The 19,007-nt window shown below is 31.4% G+C and carries 17 protein-coding genes; 2 read left to right on the forward strand and 15 right to left on the reverse strand.

All coding sequences use genetic code 11. The annotated features are described in order from the left end of the window. Positions 1 to 496: 496 nt before the first annotated feature. From ACQ0RB_RS03140 to ACQ0RB_RS03185, 10 genes are all read right to left on the reverse strand, one after another. A complete protein-coding gene (locus ACQ0RB_RS03140; protein ID WP_430496427.1) occupies positions 497 to 2,521 on the reverse strand; it encodes a mucoidy inhibitor MuiA family protein in 2,025 nt (674 codons plus the stop codon). 375 nt (positions 2,522 to 2,896) lie between these two features. Next, a complete protein-coding gene (locus tag ACQ0RB_RS03145; RefSeq protein WP_335976036.1) occupies positions 2,897 to 3,316 on the reverse strand; it encodes a thiol-disulfide oxidoreductase DCC family protein in 420 nt (139 codons plus the stop codon). Between the two features lie 185 nt (positions 3,317 to 3,501). Beyond that, positions 3,502 to 5,667 carry an endonuclease MutS2 gene (locus ACQ0RB_RS03150; RefSeq protein WP_430496429.1) on the reverse strand — a complete coding sequence of 722 codons (2,166 nt, stop codon included), beginning with the start codon at positions 5,665 to 5,667 and terminating at the stop codon, positions 3,502 to 3,504. A gap of 511 nt (positions 5,668 to 6,178) precedes the next feature. Further along, the gene (locus ACQ0RB_RS03155) at positions 6,179 to 6,784 is read right to left on the reverse strand and encodes a hypothetical protein (RefSeq protein ID WP_430496431.1); all 606 of its coding nucleotides are present in this window, start codon (positions 6,782 to 6,784) and stop codon (positions 6,179 to 6,181) included. A 195-nt stretch (positions 6,785 to 6,979) separates the two neighbouring features. Next, a complete protein-coding gene (locus ACQ0RB_RS03160; RefSeq protein WP_430496433.1) occupies positions 6,980 to 7,594 on the reverse strand; it encodes a hypothetical protein in 615 nt (204 codons plus the stop codon). A 12-nt stretch (positions 7,595 to 7,606) separates the two neighbouring features. Further along, positions 7,607 to 7,792 (reverse strand): DUF2188 domain-containing protein, encoded by a 186-nt coding sequence (locus ACQ0RB_RS03165; RefSeq protein ID WP_430496435.1) that lies wholly within the window; start codon positions 7,790 to 7,792, stop codon positions 7,607 to 7,609. A 344-nt stretch (positions 7,793 to 8,136) separates the two neighbouring features. Next, positions 8,137 to 8,631: a hypothetical protein gene (locus ACQ0RB_RS03170; protein WP_036119663.1), complete on the reverse strand. Its 495-nt coding sequence runs from the start codon at positions 8,629 to 8,631 to the stop codon at positions 8,137 to 8,139. A 228-nt stretch (positions 8,632 to 8,859) separates the two neighbouring features. After that, positions 8,860 to 9,723, reverse strand: coding sequence for a DUF5694 domain-containing protein (locus ACQ0RB_RS03175; RefSeq protein ID WP_430496436.1), 864 nt, complete (start codon positions 9,721 to 9,723; stop codon positions 8,860 to 8,862). Between the two features lie 256 nt (positions 9,724 to 9,979). Next, positions 9,980 to 11,086: a TlpA family protein disulfide reductase gene (locus tag ACQ0RB_RS03180; protein WP_129760039.1), complete on the reverse strand. Its 1,107-nt coding sequence runs from the start codon at positions 11,084 to 11,086 to the stop codon at positions 9,980 to 9,982. Between the two features lie 160 nt (positions 11,087 to 11,246). Continuing rightward, positions 11,247 to 11,687: a hypothetical protein gene (locus ACQ0RB_RS03185; protein ID WP_262732855.1), complete on the reverse strand. Its 441-nt coding sequence runs from the start codon at positions 11,685 to 11,687 to the stop codon at positions 11,247 to 11,249. 174 nt (positions 11,688 to 11,861) lie between these two features. Between ACQ0RB_RS03185 and ACQ0RB_RS03190 the strand changes: the two genes are divergently transcribed. Continuing rightward, positions 11,862 to 12,527, forward strand: a complete 666-nt coding sequence (locus ACQ0RB_RS03190) for a uracil-DNA glycosylase (protein WP_430496437.1) — start codon at positions 11,862 to 11,864, stop codon at positions 12,525 to 12,527. Between the two features lie 303 nt (positions 12,528 to 12,830). Here the strand turns inward: ACQ0RB_RS03190 and ACQ0RB_RS03195 are convergent, their stop codons facing one another. From ACQ0RB_RS03195 to ACQ0RB_RS03215, 5 genes are read right to left on the reverse strand one after another with little or no spacing between them, the layout of a single operon-like run. Beyond that, the gene (locus tag ACQ0RB_RS03195; RefSeq protein WP_129760042.1) at positions 12,831 to 13,685 is read right to left on the reverse strand and encodes a substrate-binding domain-containing protein; all 855 of its coding nucleotides are present in this window, start codon (positions 13,683 to 13,685) and stop codon (positions 12,831 to 12,833) included. 2 nt (positions 13,686 to 13,687) lie between these two features. Then, positions 13,688 to 14,557, reverse strand: coding sequence for a nucleoside phosphorylase (locus ACQ0RB_RS03200; RefSeq protein ID WP_430496439.1), 870 nt, complete (start codon positions 14,555 to 14,557; stop codon positions 13,688 to 13,690). Further along, entirely contained in the window at positions 14,547 to 15,482 is a 936-nt protein-coding gene (locus tag ACQ0RB_RS03205; RefSeq protein ID WP_430496441.1) for a DUF1835 domain-containing protein, read from the reverse strand. Before ACQ0RB_RS03205 ends, ACQ0RB_RS03200 begins: the two co-directional genes overlap by 11 nt. 2 nt (positions 15,483 to 15,484) lie before the next feature. Beyond that, positions 15,485 to 15,814 carry a translation initiation factor gene (locus tag ACQ0RB_RS03210; protein ID WP_262732851.1) on the reverse strand — a complete coding sequence of 110 codons (330 nt, stop codon included), beginning with the start codon at positions 15,812 to 15,814 and terminating at the stop codon, positions 15,485 to 15,487. A gap of 28 nt (positions 15,815 to 15,842) precedes the next feature. Next, the gene (locus ACQ0RB_RS03215) at positions 15,843 to 16,793 is read right to left on the reverse strand and encodes an isopenicillin N synthase family dioxygenase (protein ID WP_129760046.1); all 951 of its coding nucleotides are present in this window, start codon (positions 16,791 to 16,793) and stop codon (positions 15,843 to 15,845) included. Positions 16,794 to 16,941: 148 nt separating this feature from the next. Here ACQ0RB_RS03215 and ACQ0RB_RS03220 point away from each other — a divergent pair, with 148 nt between their 5' ends. After that, the gene (locus tag ACQ0RB_RS03220) at positions 16,942 to 18,942 is read left to right on the forward strand and encodes an alpha-ketoacid dehydrogenase subunit alpha/beta (protein ID WP_430496443.1); all 2,001 of its coding nucleotides are present in this window, start codon (positions 16,942 to 16,944) and stop codon (positions 18,940 to 18,942) included. Positions 18,943 to 19,007: the final 65 nt, after the last annotated feature.

The raw sequence follows: 19,007 nt of genomic DNA on the forward strand, positions 1-19,007 counted from the left end.
ATATTGATACCATAAAAAAACTTCAAGAATTAGGTTTAGCTAATACCTCAAAACACTTTACTGATGCTTATCTTAACGATGATGTCGCTAATAAAAACCTAGATTTTATTTTAAAAAGTTTGAAGTAGACCAATTGTTTTTAAGAAAAGATTTAAAAAATCTTAACTAGCGAGAATAGTGAATAAAGAATTTCTGTCAGTTAGAGTGAATTTCACGATTAAAATGAGTGGAATTTGTATAGAAAACAAGAAAATTGCCATCATAAAAGCACTTCTCGATACAAAATTCTTTCAGAATTTTACTCGAAGTGACATTACATATGAACCTAATCATTATATACATTGACTACAAAGTAAAGCCTCAAAACAAAAACATCTATTAGTTTTCCTAATACCTGTGTAAGGTTAGACATGCCTTACAAAAGAATTTGAGCAGTTCCCAACTAACTGAAGTTAGGCTCAAACTGATGTCGCTTCGTTTTGAGGCTTATTTTTTGTCACATATTAATGCGTTTATGCTTTGGATATTTCAAAGTATATCCAAAATTCAGCTTTTTAGATTCGTTTGAAGACAGTTTAAGCTTCCATTCCATAATTCCTTTGTCCTTATCATAATTTGAAGTGCCTGTTTCAATATCATCTACTTTAATGTCTTTGTTTTGACTTATTGGAATTCTATCAAGTACAACAATATCAATTGAAGTAGGTTTGTTATTCTTTAATTCAATATCATAATTTTTAGTGATAATCTTGTTACTGCCTATAAAAGCGTTCTTTTTAAAGTCTTTATTTTGAGAACGTTTTATTGCAACATTAGGATCAACTCCTAAAGATACTGTAAGACTGTCAGTTGTAGCGTAAGGGTTAATGTTGGTTGTTCCTGAATAGCTACCTTCAAAATACACATTGGCTTCAGCAGGTAAAAGATTATACTGTTCCCAATTGCCAATTTTTGCAGTTAAAAATACGTTTTCGTTTATCACAGGAGCAGTAAAATAAGAATATGTTGCATCAATTGAATACGTGTCAATCTCAATAACTGTTATATCTCCATTTGAAGTAATGCTATAATTTTTTTGAATTTCAAATCGTGTATTTGTAATACCTTCATCAATAAAATCACCATTACTAGTCGTTCTTTTTGTGGTAACTAGTACAACACCATTTGCAGCTCTAGAACCGTAAATACTTGTAGCACTTGCATCTTTTAAAATATTAATATTAGAAATACTGTTTTGGTCTAGCTGATTAAAGTCTTTTGCGTCCATTGGAACTCCATCAACAATATATAGAGGATCTTTATCTTTTTTAACCGAATTATTACCTCGTATTCTTGTACTTGCATAACCAGTAACTACTATTTCATCAAGTTGAGCAACATCTTCTTGCATTGAAACATTAATCGTGCTTGAATGTATTGGTAAGACTTCGCTCTGCATACCTACATATGAATATTCAACAGCATTGCTTTCTCCTGTAACCCTCAACATGTAGTTTCCGTCAAAATCAGTTTGAGTACCATTTGTAGTACCTTGTTCAATAACACTAACTCCTGGAAGTGGTAAACCATCTGAAGAAGAAGTTATGGTACCTGAAATAGTCTTTACCATTGGGTTGTACTTGTAATTATAATTTTTTGTTGCACGTTGATTTTGATAATTACTATAAGGACTTATAAAATTTAAAAATTTAGTGTTTACATCTGGTTTTAAATTGTTTGTTGTTGGGTCACTGGTAGAAAGTGTAAGTTTTACATCATCCCAATCAATACCAGTTGTTTGATATACATGAGCCTTATATTGCAGGTTAATTGGCGCATCAATTTTCTCAGCTTTTAAATCGTAAATAGGGAACCATCCTGCGTTTGTTACATTGTATTTAATTATCAAATTTAGTTTTTCTGTTACTGCTGAGTTGAGTTTTAAACTAATTTCACCTGTTTGCACTTTATCATCTACATTAAGCTCTTGTAATTGCTTTTGAATTAATAAAATTGACGCATTGTATTCTTTTTTTTGTTTTTCAGATTTATAAATAAGCGCATTTATCTCTGTAATACGAGTTCGATAGTAATTAGCAAAAGCCTTAACTTTTTCCAAACTTACTGTTTCAGTATCACTACTTAATTTTCGGTTATTTTGAATTATAAAAAGTTCTTCGTTATACCCAGAAATCAATTGGTCTTCTATTTGAATTTTATCATACAATACATCTTTTTGGGTTTGTAATGAATCTATCGTCTTGGTATAATTTTTTTTGGTTAAATAATTGATGCCATAATTAATAGAAAGTACAGAGGCTTGTTTTAGTCCAGAAACTTGAATGCTACTCTCTTGAATATTAGGTGAGAGATTATCCAAAACAAATTCGGTTGTACCAACAGGAAGACTAACAGTAGTTGTTCGTGTTATTTGTGCTCCATTTAAGTACACTGTGACTTCTTTAATAGTGGAAGACGTATTTTTCTTGTTAGCATAGCCAAGAGTTGAAACTATAAAGAATAATAGTAGAATGTTTTTCATGATTGTAGATGATTTAGTTTTGTTAAGTAAAACTATTACCACACCACGAAAATTAAAACCTCTATTGAGTTTAAGGCTTCTTTCTTTGAGTATAATCCTATTTTGAGTTAGTTAACAAACAGATAATTAAACTTATGCAGTTCATAGACATTATTTACAATTATGCCTTTTTGAACAAATTTTTTAGGCTTTATATCGATATTTTTATGCTCCCTAACACGTAACGTATACATTTACAATATTAAAATAATGTGCTATAAATCAAACTTTTATAATTGATTCCCTTTAGTTATTAAAGTAATTTTTAGAGTTAAATTAGTTTTTAATTAGTTGTTAATTGTTAGAAAAAGCCCACTTGATTAAGTGGGCTTTTTTTTATTTTAAAAATTTAGATTGTAACTCTGGAGTAGGTATCATGCAAGCCTCTTGTTTGCCATACCATTTGTAACGGTTTTTGGCAATAAAATCGTAAACCCAATTACGAATAAACGTAGGAACGATTAAAAACACAGCCATCAAGTTTCTAGGAAAACCCAATTGAGATGCTATTTTTAAAGCAGCAGTAGATTTGTAATACAGTCCTTTTTCGTGTGAAAACAATAAAATAGAATCTATCTTAGACGTATCTATATTAAAATCCTTTATGATTTCTTGTCCTGTATTGTTTTGCAATGCAGTAAACATAAACGTATTGTGTTTATCATGTTTAATAACATATTGAACGGAACTATTGCAAAGGTTGCAAACACCATCAAAAAGAATTAATTGTTTATGTTCTGGTAAGTTGTATTTCACAATACAAAAGTACAATATCTTACAGTAGTGAATTTAAAAAATTGAGTTAAATCACTCTATGTTCCAAAAGTCAGTTCGAGTGATTTTTTGAAAAAATTGTATCGAGAACTTCTTTAAACGTAAAATCCTTATTCTCGATACATACCAACACTAAGTGTTGGCATACTCGAATTGACAGTATTTTATTATTTCTTAGCTTCTACCAACTCCAATAAGTCCAAACTTACATTGGTAGTAAACATACCATAGTTAACGGTTGCTTTCCCTTTTTCAATAGTATCAATACTACCAATAGCACGACCATCTTCCATACGAACTCTATCGCCAACTTTTAAAACAGGTTTTGGTTTTTCAACCACAACTTCCTTTTTCTTAGCTGCTTTTTTCTTTTGTCGTATAACGTTTACTTTCTTTTCAACTTCCTTTTTAACTTGCTGTTCTTTGTTCTTTTCAGCACGTTTTTGCTTTGCTGAAATCTTCTTGCGCTTAGAATTTTCTATCTGTACAAGCTTAAAAAGTTCGTCCATAAGTTGACGTTTACGCTTGTTTTCAAAATAACCTTCAGCAAGTTCGTTTACCTTTTGTCCTAAATAAATCAAGCGCTGGTTACTATCATATAACTCTTGATAGTTCTCTAGTTTCTTTTGAACTCTAGCATTGATTTCTTCTAGCTTATCAGCTTCATTTTGCTTTTTCTGTTCGTTTTCTTTTAATGAACGCTCTGTCTTTTCAAGTTTACTACGTTCTTTTTGAAGCTTAGCAATGGTTCGGTCAAAACGTACTTTACCACGTTCAATTTTTTTTTTAGCTCTGTTGATTAAACTATACGGAATTCCGTTTTTTTGCGCTACTTCAAACGTAAAACTACTTCCTGCTTGACCTAAAACCAGTTTAAACATCGGTTCCAGAGTTTTTTCATCAAACAGCATATTGGCATTTTGCATAAACGGTAATTCGTTTGCCAAAATTTTTAGGTTAGAGTAGTGTGTTGTAATAATTCCGTAGGCTTCTCTATGGTAAAACTCTTCCAAAAAGGTTTCAGCTAAAGCGCCACCAAGTTCAGGATCACTTCCTGTACCAAACTCATCAATTAAAAACAAGGTGTTTTTATTGCACTTTCTTAAAAAGTAATTCATTTGTTTTAAGCGATAGCTATAGGTACTCAAATGATTTTCAATAGATTGATTATCACCAATATCAGTAAGAATTCTATCAAACAAACACACATCACTTTTTTCATGAACAGGAATAAGCATCCCGCTTTGCAGCATAACTTGAAGCAGTCCTATGGTTTTTAAAGTGATACTTTTTCCACCAGCATTTGGACCTGAAATAACAATAATCCTGTTTTCAGGTTGCAGTTCTATAGATTGCGGAAAAGTCTTTAAACCTTCCTTTTTATTAGATAAATAGAGTAGTGGATGGTACGCGTTTTTAGCAATATAGGTTTTATTGGTATTGATATTTGGCAACAACGCATTGGTACTTTGTGCATATTTTGCTTTAGCAGCAACCACATCAATTTTAGTTAAAAAGGTTTGGTATTGCTCCAAAAGTTGAACGTAAGGTCGTGTAGCTTCAGTAAGTGCTTTTAGTATTTTTTCAACTTCTTCTTGTTCTTCAAACTCAAGGTTGTTGAGCTCTCTGGTATGTTGAAACGTTGCTTCAGGTTGCATGTAAATAATACTTCCTGTTTTGCTGTTACCAAGAATACTACCTTTTACTTTACGTCGGTACATAGCTTTAACAGCAAGTACACGTTTGTTTTCAATAACGGTTTCCCTGATATCATCTAGATAATCCAAAGCACTGTAACTGTTAAGCGCACTAGTAAAACTTTGGTTTATTTTTCCTCTTACATTGTTTATAGATTGCCTAATGGTGTAGAGCTCTTGTGATGCTTTATCTTTTACATCACCAAATCGATCAACAATTACATTGATTTGGTTGATTAACTCTTTAGTAACTTCAATGTGGGACGCATGAGTGGATAAAGTAGGATAATACTCTTCAAACTTCTTTAAAAACGTGATAATCTCATTACAAACGGTTGAAATGGATACAATTTTTTTAAAGCTAAGGGTTTCCAAAACCGAACCTTCAATGTTTAAGAATTGTAGTTCTCTGGTGATAGGTTCAAATCCATGATTAGGAATTCTGTTTTCGTTTTCAAAAGACGCCAGATATTCATTGGTCATGTGTAGCTCTTGCATTAATGCGTTACGATTACTAACAGGAGTAATTGCAAGACATTGGGTTTTACCTAAGTTGGTAATGCAATACTCTGAAACCTGTTGCAACACAACATGAAACTCTAAATCTTGTAATGTCTTTTTATGAATGTTAACCATACTATTTGCTGCGACAGCAAGAAGCTTATTTATATGTAGTGAAACCTAATTTTTTAAAAGGAGTACAAACTTACATAATACAATTGAACTATGGAATTTTTTGGAGTTGCGCTTAACGCTGCGCTATGCGTAGTGTGGTTTTGGATTTTAAAAATAGTGAATTTATTCACAAATTTTTAAAAATACAGGTTAAACCACATCAAATTGCGTATAGCTATTGTTCTTGCACGTTTTCACTCGAAGTGCGGTTAAAGTCGATGTTATTTGATATACCTAGGAGCAATTTGGCATAGCGCAGCGTTCAAGCACATTTCCAATGGGGCGAGAATTGCGAAGCAATGTAGCAACATTGGTCGGCTTTAGCCGAATGTGCTTGAACGGTTTGTATATGGAAAGTTGCGTGTTTGCGTGCGAGGATTTTCCGAAGGAAAATCAGACGTAACAAACGTGCAACGACCTTTGTTTTAGCACAACATCAGCAATTTTTTATATACGGTGTTGGCAGTAGGTTTTATTCATTCAATAATCTGTTTTTTAAGAAATCATTTTCAAATTCTATGATTGTCTTTTCTCTATTTTTCATATGAGCTAAAACACTAATTAGTGGTAAATCTTTATACATATAATTCAAATAAGCGAATTTCTTCCCTTCGCGATTTAGAACATAGTCCGTGTTTAATACTGTATTCACTCGTTCTGCTAAATTCTTATCAGTTATCAATTTCAAGATTTCCGTTCTATATTTTTCCAGTTTAGAAATAAATTCAGTTCCCTGTTGATTGTATTTTTCTCCATCAAAGAAAAACTCGTTTATATATTCTTTTTTCGAAAATTCGCCATCGTAATTCGATGGTTGTTCTATTTTCGGATTATTAATTAATTCAGAGTAAATATTATCTAAATACTTTAAGTATTCAGATGTCAAACTATCGTACGAATGTGCTAATTGATTATTTGTCAGCTTTTCATTTGCTAGATTTTCCGCAATTTGAGTCTTTAGCATTTCGCTCGATTGAACGAATTCTTCAATTAATAATCCATACATAGAATATGGTTCACTCTTATGTTCACAAGAAGACGCAATTACCAATAATAATAGAAATGTTATTTTTCTCATAGATGTTTGTTCAACTTACTGCCAACTTCATAAAATATGATTGCTTAGCGAAGTTAAAGTTTTCAATGTTAGAAATCAAGGTATTACCTGTGTTTGTGAATTTATTTAGTGCACAAATTGTTAGTAACTAATAGTTGTGTTTTTAGAAGTAGGCGAGAACAAGTGATTACTTATAGCCATTGTTGTAAGTAGTTTTTATTCCTTAAACTCACTAATCCAATCGTTTGCAAATTTAATGAAATCGCCTATTGGCATTTCCTCAATTTCGTCTTCAGTATAAGTTGCAGATAAGTTAGTGTTCAAATCATCAATAAATTGGTTATAAGCAATCCAAATTACACTTTGACCGACAATTGTTTCTTCTGTAAAATTTGCCGAAAACCAATTTCTAACTTTTGTGATTAATGTTTTTGGGTCGTCATTATGATTTTCAATATCTTGTCCTGCTATATCCGAAATTACTTTTTGATAATGAAATCTTTCAGTTTCTAGAATTAAGATTCTTTTTGTTTTTAGCTTTCTACTTCCATACTCTAAAGCTCCAATATCTAATCCTAATTCGTAAGGCATATTGAATCTAGGCAATTCTCCAACAGCCATAGCTTTACTCCTTGATAAATCGTGAATTCCGAATTTACAAGTTTTTATTAAATTTTTAATCTGATTGACACGAATCGCTGAAGAAGATAAAGTTTGAGATAATTTTGGTGAAAAACCTAAATAGATTAATTCAAAAACTAAAGCTTTGAGAAGAGGTTTGAAATCGTTATCAAAAGGACAATTTATAAAAACATTTTGTTCAAATGCCATAAAGAAGTTTAATTATTTAGCTAGAGAAACTCGTTCTTCAATTTCTCCAGTTTTTTTATGAATTATAATTTCTCCTTCAATTTTGTCAGCTGTCTCTCTTGCAAATTCGATAGCGCCAACTTTTGTGGCAAACACTCTTGTTGCTCTGGTATTTCCATCAGCAACTACAGTCCACTTTTGACCATCGCCAGTTATCACGTGGTATTTGCGTGAATTAACTGGTCTGGCTGACACGGCTACTCTTGTGCCAAGTTTTTTTGTATATATTCTTTTCTTTGACATATTTAAATATACAATTTTGTTTTAAACAATTCTCTTTATTAGTGGTATTTTTTTCAAATTACTTACAACTTTATAAGATATGGATTGTTTTAATTATCTATATCTACCGTTAAGCGAAGTTAAAGTTTTCAATTTTAGTAATCAAGGTATTACATGCGTTTATAAAACTATTTAATGCACAAATTGTTAGTAACTAATAGTTGTGTTTTTCAGAAGTAGTCGAATCAGCCGTAATTGCAGTTATACATTGTTGGCAATAGTTATTTTTCCAATTTATTAGTTGTGGCTACTTCTCTGTGTAATTTCCATTTTCCATCGCTCTTGTCCTTTTTTAGTATGGCCAAGAAAGTATCCTCAATTTCTATCGGTTCACCTTGTTCATTGGTATAATAAACAGAGCTTGTTCCAAAGTCATACGCTATACTATCACTTACAATAATTGTTTCTTTAGGTTTCATAATCAAACTGTCGTAACTAAAAGAGCCCACAGGTTCATTTCGTAGACGTTTATATTCTTCCCAAGTCCCACAAATAGGTGTTAATGATATGATATCTTTAGTACCATAATTCCTTAAATCAGCATAGCGTTTTTCTTTAATTGCCAATTGAAAGCCTGCGCGAGTTTCCTCAATCGATGCTAATTCGGCTTGAATATCTATTTTGGTTTCATCCATCGATTTTATTTCCGTTTGCTTGTTTTTTTCGTTACAAGAAATAAGAAATATTGTCACTAAAAGAAGTGTTAAATTTTTCATTTTATTTTGGATTTACGGTTACTTTCTAATTATTGCCAACTTTATAAGATATGAATTATTTTAATTATCTATATCTACTGTTAAGCGAAGTTAGTGTTTTAAACATTAGTAATCAAGGCATTACATGCGTTTGTAAAATTATTTAATGCACAAATTGTTAGTAACTAATAGTTGTGTTTTTAAGAAGTAGACGAGAACAAGTGATTACTTATAGTTATAGTTCGTTTTTTATTTTAGGTATTCTAATGTGTTTACCATTTCAAATTTTGGGCTTCTTTTCATAAATTCTCTTAAAAAAGCAGTATGAGCAGTTCCCATAATTATAAATACTCTATCATTTTTTGTCATTGGAATTCTGTTTAGGTTAGAATATATTTTCATATTTCTATGATAGAAGATAGCTGCATTATCAGTACCTTCAAATCCATCCTCTATTCCTACATAGAGTAGTTTATCTGCATTCGTATTTATTGAATAATCAAGATGCAAGGGTTCATTAATTAATTTTAATTTCTCAAGTAATGACAGTTTATCATATTTTTTTTCTCGTTTAGCCATTTCGGGATAATCTTTAAATGGCTCATTTGTTAATTGTAAATATGTTTTTGAATCAATGTTGTTTTTATATTCTGGACTGTTTTCAATAAAATCTCCAACACTATAATTATATCCCATATGATTATCTATTCCATATATTTTTTTTACATCACTCAATCTGCCAACATCAAAACCAATCATACTACTTTCGCCATATTTAGTATTTAATGTCGAAGGATTATCTAAAAAATCTTGGTAGGCTTTATTAATCTCAGTATTAAATTTTGGTAGGTTTTCAACACATATTATTGTAGGTTTAAATTGAGCTAACATTTTTGAAATTTCTCTAATTTCTTTTTGTGCTTCTTCACTATGTTCGTCGAATTCTGTTTTGTTAGCATCAGGTGTAAAACCAAAGTGAAATGTTCCAAAGTTTAAAACTTTAATTTTATCATTTTTTAGTTCAGTTTGTTCTTCTATTTTTAATTCATTCGGTTTATTTTTTGTATTACAGCTAAAACATAAAATACATAACAGTAGAAAGGTTTGTTTCATTTTTAAGATTTTGTTTTTAAATGGGCTACAACTTTATAAGATATGGGTTGTTTTAATAATCCTCATGTTGCTAATTTATACTTTTAAATTATTGAAAGCTAGAATTGTAGGTACATAATTTATTTTCTATAAATATATGTAGAAGAGTAGTGGGATGGCTTTGTTTTATGATAGAAAACTTATTTAGTTTTATTGAAATTATCAGAAGTTGTCAGGAACAAACAAGTTTTTATAGTTATTGTTGTAACACTTTTTTTTATTTGTTAATCAGTCTTTTAATATCTTTCTCGATTTGGTCGGAAAATCCGTGATATTCTTCTTGAATAATCCCATTTTGGTCAACTAAAAAATACCTTGGCCAACTATTTATATTAAAGGTTTTATTTAGTTCTTTGTTTCCAATTAAATTTAAAAAAGTTGTTTCTTTTCTCGTTACTAATTTTCTTGCATTTTCGATATCCTGTGAAACAATTCCTATTACATTTAAATCGTTTTCATACTTGTTTTTAATTTCCTCTACTTTTGGAAATGACTTGATACACCAACCACACCATACTTCCCAAAAATCAATTAGTGTTAATTTATCCGTATCAATATTTACTTTATTTTTCTCATCAAACAAGTCGGTTAAAATGAGTTCTGGTAATGCCTTTTTTAATAGAGGATTTGGTTTAGGTTCTTCTTCTATTATTTGTTCATATTCATTTAATTCTTCAATGTACAAATTAACACTTTTATCGATGTTTTCATTTATTTTGATATTATCAAACATAAATTCAACAGTTTGCTTGTTTCCGAAATCAGGTTGAGATGAATTAACCACCTTTTTAGGTAGGAAGTTGTTTTTACTTAATTCAACAGTTTTAGTTTTATCTGTGATTTTGTTTTTTAAATCATCTTCAAATGTATATGTGAGAATATAAGTACTGTCAGTTTTAGAAAATACAACGCTTTTATATACAGAATCCAATTTAAAAAAGTCGCGATAAATCATTTGTCCTCCTGGACTTCCTAGAAAGTGTAATCCGGTTTTTTCTTGTTCAAATTTTCTTTTACTATTTGAAATTTTAAATCCAATTCCATCTTTATAAATTGATGACTTATTAATGTCATTTCTTATTCCATAAAATGAAAATCCGAAGACCGTATCAGTAGTTTCTTTCTCAAGAACTGCAAAACCTTTGTTATTCCAAACATTACCATCAGAAAATATCATTACATTTTGCACATCATATTGAACTTCGTCAATATTTTCAATTGTTTCGTTAAACTTGTCAGTTATATATTGAACGTTAATTTCCTTTTCTTTTTTACAACTTGTAACGATAATTGTAATTAATAAAATGATGGTGATTTTTTTCATAAGATTTTGCAATGTTACTAACTAACGTTAAAATATATCGATTATTTTAATCATTCATACAGTGGTATTTATATAATTAAACAATTGAAAAACAGACTATATGGCATATAGTTGTATTTCCTGTAAATAAATGTAATAGAGTAGTGGGATGGCTTTGTTTTTAATTAGACTCCAGTTCAATACTATGTGTGGCAAATCCGCTTCCAGTATTATTTTCAGCCATTCCTTTTATTACACCATTTCCTGAAAAGTCAGTATTAAATTTAATTAAAGCAATCGATTTGGCAATTAAGCCATTAGTTGAATTTTCAATATTCAAAATTTCCATATTACCAGATTCTATAGTCCATATAAATTCGGTGTCAATAGGGTTGTCGTTTTTTGAGTAAAAAGTTGTTACAAATTTTATGATTTCATTAGGTAAAGCAAAATCAGTTCCATCTACACATATTGATGCTAATGTGTTTGTTTCTATTGCTATTTCACAATCGGTTACATCTTTTAAGTTTCCAATTGTAGGTTCGATATCATCATCATTTGAACAAGATGTTGCAATTACGACAAGAACAAGTAATACTGAATAGATAGTTTGTTTATTCATAATATTTCATTTTTTAGTTAATGTGTTTTCTTAATAGTCTCTACAAATCTTAAAAGGTTGCTTCAAAATATCTTAATTTCTTTCGGTTTGGTTTCTGAACGTAGTTATATTTCATGAAAATAAATTTAGTAGAGTAGTAGGATAGCTTTATTTTTGTGGTACACGCAATACATTATGGACGTTAATATACACCCAAGCTGGAAACCTTATTTACAAGAAGAATTTAGCAAACCGTATTTTTCTGAGTTGGTTAGTTTTGTAAAAGATGCTTACGCTACAAGTACGTGTTATCCTCCTGCTAAGCAAATATTTTCTGCATTTGAGCATTGTACTTTTAACGAAGTGAAAGTAGTTATTATAGGTCAAGACCCTTATCATGGTCCAGGACAAGCTAACGGGTTGTGTTTTTCGGTTAACGATGGTATTCCGCATCCTCCATCATTAATTAATATTTTTAAAGAAATTGAAACGGATGTCAATACGCCTTATCCTAAAAGTGGTAATCTTGAACGTTGGGCAAAACAAGGTGTGCTGCTTTTAAATGCGACTTTAACAGTTAAAGCACATACAGCAGGAAGTCATCAAAAAAAAGGTTGGGAAACGTTTACTGATGCTGTAATACAAAGCATAAGTAAAGAAAAAGAGAATGTGGTTTTTTTACTTTGGGGAGGGTTTGCTAAAAAGAAAGCGTCGCTAATTGATAAGACCAAGCATCATATACTTACATCAGGACATCCTTCGCCATTAAGCGCTAATAGAGGGTATTGGTTTGGTAACAAACACTTTAGTAAAACTAACTCCCTGTTGGAGCAAGTTGGGTTTGTTCCAATTGTTTGGTAACCACTTTTGGCTCTCTAAAGTCTCTAACAACTTTTCTTTTAGATTGTGCTTTTTTAGTCGTTTTGTTGCAGCTAAAGAATAGCAATAAGAAGTTAACAGCAACTAGAAAAAATAGCAATAAAGTAATTTTCATAATCATAGAATCAACGGTTTAGTCAAGCATTTAACTTGGTTTGGGTATGGGCAAATGTAAGTAAAATTTTAATATATAGAAAGTTACGTACAAAAAATGCCAAAAAATAACACTTAAGTAATATAAGTTTAACCTTTAACTATATAACAAGTTTAGTAGCGATTTCCCTACTACAATTTGTAAACTATTTCTGGATATTGAAGTTTTTTATCGATAATATTCAATTCAAACAGCTTGTTTTGAACATTAGTTATTGTTGATTTGTCTATGTTTTCTTGAGACCATTCGGTTAAATTTAACCATTCTTGTACGTCTTCAAGTTTTTGGTCGTATCTGTTGGAAATGGTTTTATCAATACTAGGTATGCTCTTAAAATCAGAAGTTGTGTTGTTTATAATGTCCAAGATGGTATTTAACTCCTCTAGATTATTCTCAATAAATTCATCTCTTACTGCTATTACAAAACAAGGCCAAGGTGTTGGGCAATTATCTACACGTCTAAACACACCTTTATCCACTATGGGTTTAGTGGTAAATTTTTCCCACATAAAGTAATCTGCTTTACCGTCTACCAAACCTTCAACAGCACCATCAAGATTTTTAACGACCTCAAAATTAAGATCTTCTTCTAAATTCCAATCGTTGTTTTGTGCATTGATATAAGCCATTAAGTGCGACCCAGAACCATATCTGCTAATTGCTGCTTTTGTACCTTTTAAATCGTTAATAGATGTGTATTTAGAATCATTAGCTACGTGGATTCCCCAAATTAAAGGCGATTGCACAAACACCTGAACTATTTTACTTGGATTGCCTTCAACAATATCTTTAACAATACCTTCAGTTAAAATAACTGCCATATCAATATCACCATTACGAAGTGCTTTACACATTGAACCTGTACCACCATAATAGTCTTTCCAACGTAGGTTAATCCCTTCGTCTTTGTATTCACCATTTTTTAAAGTTAAATACCAAGCAAGGTTAAAATGCTCTGGTACACCTCCAATTTTTACGTTCTTCATATTCAATCTGTAAGTTTGTTAAGCGTGTAAAGAATTAAATCGTCTACAATTGCTTTTGGGTCTTCACTAAACGTTCCTGATGCTCTGTTTGCTATTATAGCATTCATGGATAATGCTTTATGACCTAATAATTTTGCTAAACCGTAAATTCCTGCGGTTTCCATTTCAAGGTTAGTAATGGTTTTTCCTTGGTAATTAAACGATGCTAATTTATCATTTAATTTTGGGTCTTGAACAGGCAACCTTAGCACACGTCCTTGTGGTCCATAAAATCCAACATTGGTTGCTGTAAACCCTTGTGCTGTTTGTGATGAGCTTAGTTTGTTATAAAGCGTTTGGTCACAAGACACAATGTAAGGTCTTGATTTATGTTTAAACCAATCTAAATGTTGTATTAATGCTTCAGAAATTTCAGGATATTGCACATGTTCGCTTTCGTAAAAATGTAATAAACTGTCAAAACCTGCTGCATATTCGCTTATTAAAAACGAATCAGTAGGAATTTCTTTTTGGATAGAACCAGAAGTTCCTATTCTAACAATATTTAACGAAGTAAGTTTTTGTTTTACTTCGCGTTTATCAAAATCGATATTTACCAAAGCATCTAGCTCGTTAAATACAATATCAATATTATCAGTTCCAATTCCTGTTGAAATTACTGTAATACGTTTGTTTTTATAAGTTCCTGTTTGGGTGTGAAACTCTCGTTTTTTAGTTTGAAATTCAATAGTGTCAAAATGTTTAGTAACACTGTCAACTCTATCAGGATCACCAACAGTAATAATAGTATCAGAAATATGTTCTGGTCGTAAATTTAAATGGTAAATACTACCATCAGGATTTAAGATAAGTTCAGACGCTTTAATAGGCATTTATTGGTGTTTTAATAAGTTTGTTTTGTTGTTTACTAAACTGAAAATCCAATCTATTTACTCCACCATAGTAAATGTTATTGTTTATTTCAGATGAATAATTAGTAGTATTTAATAAGGCTTCATGACCTTTTCTGTTTAAAGAAATATGTTGTTCTTCTTCGTTGAAGAATATGGAAAGTTTATCAATTAATCGGTTAATTTGAATATCTCCAAACCCAAAATAACCTTGATAATTTAAGGTGTAACCCAAAAGATGATGTCTAGATTTTATATCATTATCTCTAACAATAGCTAAAATATTATGCTCTAAAACACTCAGGCCACTTTTTGAATCAGGAAAACGCTCTAAATGCGCTTTTAAGCAATTGCTTAAATATTTAAACGATGATTTTTTGGTGATATAAGGCTTTAATAGGTTGTGGTCTTTACCACAATAGGTTTTCCATACAGTTGTAGCCAAATCTAAATCCTCTTCAGAAAGCTTTATTTTATTTTTATAGTGGTTTAAAAGCTGGCTTTGTGTAAGCTCTGGCAATCCTTTAAGGCTTTTTTCGCCTTCAATTCTACCAGAACACACTAAATACACAGGAAGATTAATTTGTTTTTGTTTGATTAAGCTTATTACAGCAACAAGGTTGATATGGCAGAATAAATCGTATTCAAACCAAAGGACAATTTCTTTGTAGGCATCAGCATTATTGAGCTTATTGATGTCTTCAAAGAATTTTTCATCATGAAAATCTAGATTATACACATCGTTAAAAAAGTCTTTTCTGATTTTTAAATACTCTTTAGCATCAATACGCTCAGTAGTTGGACCTTCGCAAAGCATTTCATCCCAAGTTAAAATATCACCTTGTATTGAGAGTTCTAATAACCTTTCGGTTAGGCTATCTCCATTTGTAATATGCAATGTTTCCATAATTATCCGCCTACACGTTTTACAGCAAATCCCTTGTCTTTAAGTATTTGCATTATTTTATCTCTATAGTCGCCTTGAATAATGATTTTATCATCTTTAAAACTTCCACCAACACTCAATTTGGTTTTAAGTTCTTTTGCAAGTGCTTTAAAATCTTCGGTAGCTCCTGTATAACCTTCTAAGATAGTAATAGGTTTACCTTTTCGCTTTTCGTATTTACAAATTATAGGATCGTCCTGCATCCATAGTCCATCTGCATCGTCATTGGTGTCATCAGACGCTTCTGGGACATGGTCTGGAAAAAGGTTTTTAAGCTGGTCTTGTAAGTCCATTTATTAATTTTCAGTACGCAGTTGCTGGTTATTTTTTAATTAAACCTAGTTCAACTAAACGCTCATGAAGGAATTCTCCAGCTGAGATATCATCATACAGTTTTGGATGGTCTTCGTCAATACAACTCTCCAATACATCTAATCTCATTTCACTTACAGGATGCATAAAAAATGGAATAGAATAACGTGATGTTCCCCAAAGTTCTTTTGGTGGATTGATAACTCTATGGATAGTAGATTTTAATTTGTTGTTAGTATGACGCGACAACATATCTCCAACATTAATCATTAATTCATCAGGCTCTGCAATGGCGTCAATCCATTCACCTTTATGATTTTGTACTTGTAGTCCTCGTCCTTGAGCTCCCATTAATAATGTAATAAGGTTAATATCACCATGAGCAGCAGCTCTAACAGCTTCTTTTGGCTCTTCTTTAATAGGAGGATAGTGGATAGGTCTTAAAATAGAATTTCCGTTGTGGATGTATTGGTCAAAATAGGTTTCTTCTAAATCTAAATGAAGTGCAAGCGCTCTTAAAACATATCTAGCTGTTTTTTCGAGCATTCTATAAGCTTCTTTACCAATTTCATTGAATTTAGGTAATTCTTCTACAGTCACATTGCTTGGATATTCTTCTTCAAGTTTCGGATTGTCTTCAACATATTGTCCAAAATGCCAAAACTCTTTTAAGTCACCTTCTTTTTTTCCTTTAGCACTTTCTTTACCAAAAGATACGTAACCTCTTTGGCCTCCAATTCCAGGAATTTCATATTTCTGTTTAGTGTCAACTGGTAAGTCAAAAAAGTTTTTTACTTCTTTATATAGGTTGTCAACTAGTTTATCATCTAAAAAATGACCTTTCAATGCTACAAAGCCTATTTCTTCATAAGCTTTACCAATTTCTTTAATAAATTTTTGTTTTCTATCAGGATCTCCAGAAATAAAATCTTCGAGATTTACACTAGGTATTGAATTCATTGTTTGTATTTTTAAGTAGTAATAATACAAAAATAACGAAAACATCGCTAAAATTTCACTTCTTTGATTGGTTGTTAAAAAAAATCCTGCTTAGATATAAATCTTTCAATTTTTAGTTACTTTTGAAATACGAATGAAAAATGACAAAATGCTAACTTCATCAAAAAGCAATATTACTTACGACAAAAAGAATTTAGACTCTAAAATACTTTTACAACTTTACGCTAACATGCTAAAACCACGCATGGTAGAAGAAAAAATGCTTATCCTTTTACGACAAGGTAAAATTTCAAAGTGGTTTTCAGGAATTGGACAAGAAGCTATTTCTGTTGGTGTTACAATGGCTCTTAACAAAGAAGAGTATATTTTACCAATGCATAGAAATTTAGGTGTATTTACAACCCGAAAAGTACCTTTAAACAGATTGTTTAGCCAATGGCAAGGTAAAGCCAATGGTTTTACTAAAGGAAGAGATAGGTCGTTTCACTTTGGAACGCAAGAGTATAATATTGTAGGGATGATTTCGCATTTAGGTCCTCAACTAGGAGTTGCAGATGGTATTGCACTTGCAAGCGTACTGAAACACAAAAACCAAGTAACAGCAGTATTTACTGGTGAAGGCGGAACTAGCGAAGGTGATTTTCATGAAGCTTTAAATGTAGCTTCTGTGTGGCACTTGCCTGTTATTTTTTGTATTGAAAATAATGGTTACGGACTTTCAACTCCAACAGACGAGCAATACAACTGTAAAGATTTAGCAGATAGAGGTAAAGGCTACGGAATGGAGTCGTTTATTATAGACGGAAACAATGTTGTTGATGTTTATAGTAAAATTTCAAAGCTAGCTGAAAGCATAAGAAAACGACCAAGACCAATTTTAGTTGAATTTAAAACCTTTAGAATGCGTGGTCATGAAGAAGCTAGTGGTACAAAGTATGTTCCTGAGCAATTAATGACTGAATGGGCTAAAAAAGATCCTGTACGAAATTTTGAAGTTTACTTAAAGGAACAAAAAATACTTACTGAAAAAGAGGACACTATTTTACGTGATAATATCCTTAACGAAATAAACGAAAACTTACAGTTAGCTTACGATGAAGAAGAGATTACTCCAAGCGCAACTAACGAGTTAAATGACTTGTTTAAACATTTTAATTATCAAGAAGTTATTCCAAATAGTAAAACTAATGAATTGCGATTTATTGATGCTATTTCTGAAGGTTTAAAACAGTCTATGCAACGCCATAAAGATTTAGTAATTATGGGGCAAGACATTGCTGAATATGGTGGTGTTTTTAAAATTACTGAAGGCTTCGTAAAAGAGTTTGGAAACGACAGAGTAAGAAATACGCCTATTTGTGAATCGGCAATTGTTGAAGCAGGAATGGGACTGTCTATTGCAGGAATGAAAGCAGTTGTAGAGATGCAGTTTGCTGATTTTGTTAGTTCTGGATTTAACCCAATAGTTAATTATTTGGCTAAATCATATTACCGTTGGAACCAAAATGCCGATGTTGTTGTAAGAATGCCTTGTGGCGCTGGTGTTGCCGCTGGTCCTTTCCACTCGCAAACCAATGAAGCTTGGTTTACAAAAACACCAGGTTTAAAAGTAGTATATCCAGCGTTTCCTTATGATGCCAAAGGTTTATTAGCTACAGCAATTAATGACCCAAATCCTGTGTTGTATTTTGAGCACAAAGCTTTATACAGAAGCATACGACAAGATGTTCCTAAAGATTACTACACACTACCATTTGGTAAAGCGTCATTGCTAAAAGAAGGAAATGCGGTAACCATAATTACTTATGGAGCAGGAGTACATTGGGCTTTAGAAACTCTAGATAAAAATCCTGATATAGAAGCAGATTTATTAGATTTAAGAACTTTACAGCCTTTAGATACTGAAGCTATATTTAATTCGGTTAGAAAAACAGGAAAAGCCATTATCTTACAAGAAGATTCGCTATTTGGTGGAATAGCAAGTGATATTTCAGCACTGATAATGGAAGAGTGTTTTGAGGCTTTAGATGCTCCTGTTAAACGAGTTGCGAGCTTAGAAACACCAATACCTTTTGTAAAGCAATTGGAAGATCAGTACTTAGCTAAAGGTAGATTCGAAACGGTTTTAAAAGAGTTGCTTGAGTATTAACATCCTTTTTGTTGTATCTTAGTCATTATGATGCAACAAAATACTTTTAAGTTATTCTGTGTTTT

The organism is Gaetbulibacter sp. PBL-D1 (assembly GCF_050509525.1).
GTDB lineage: Bacteria > Bacteroidota > Bacteroidia > Flavobacteriales > Flavobacteriaceae > Gaetbulibacter_B > Gaetbulibacter_B jejuensis.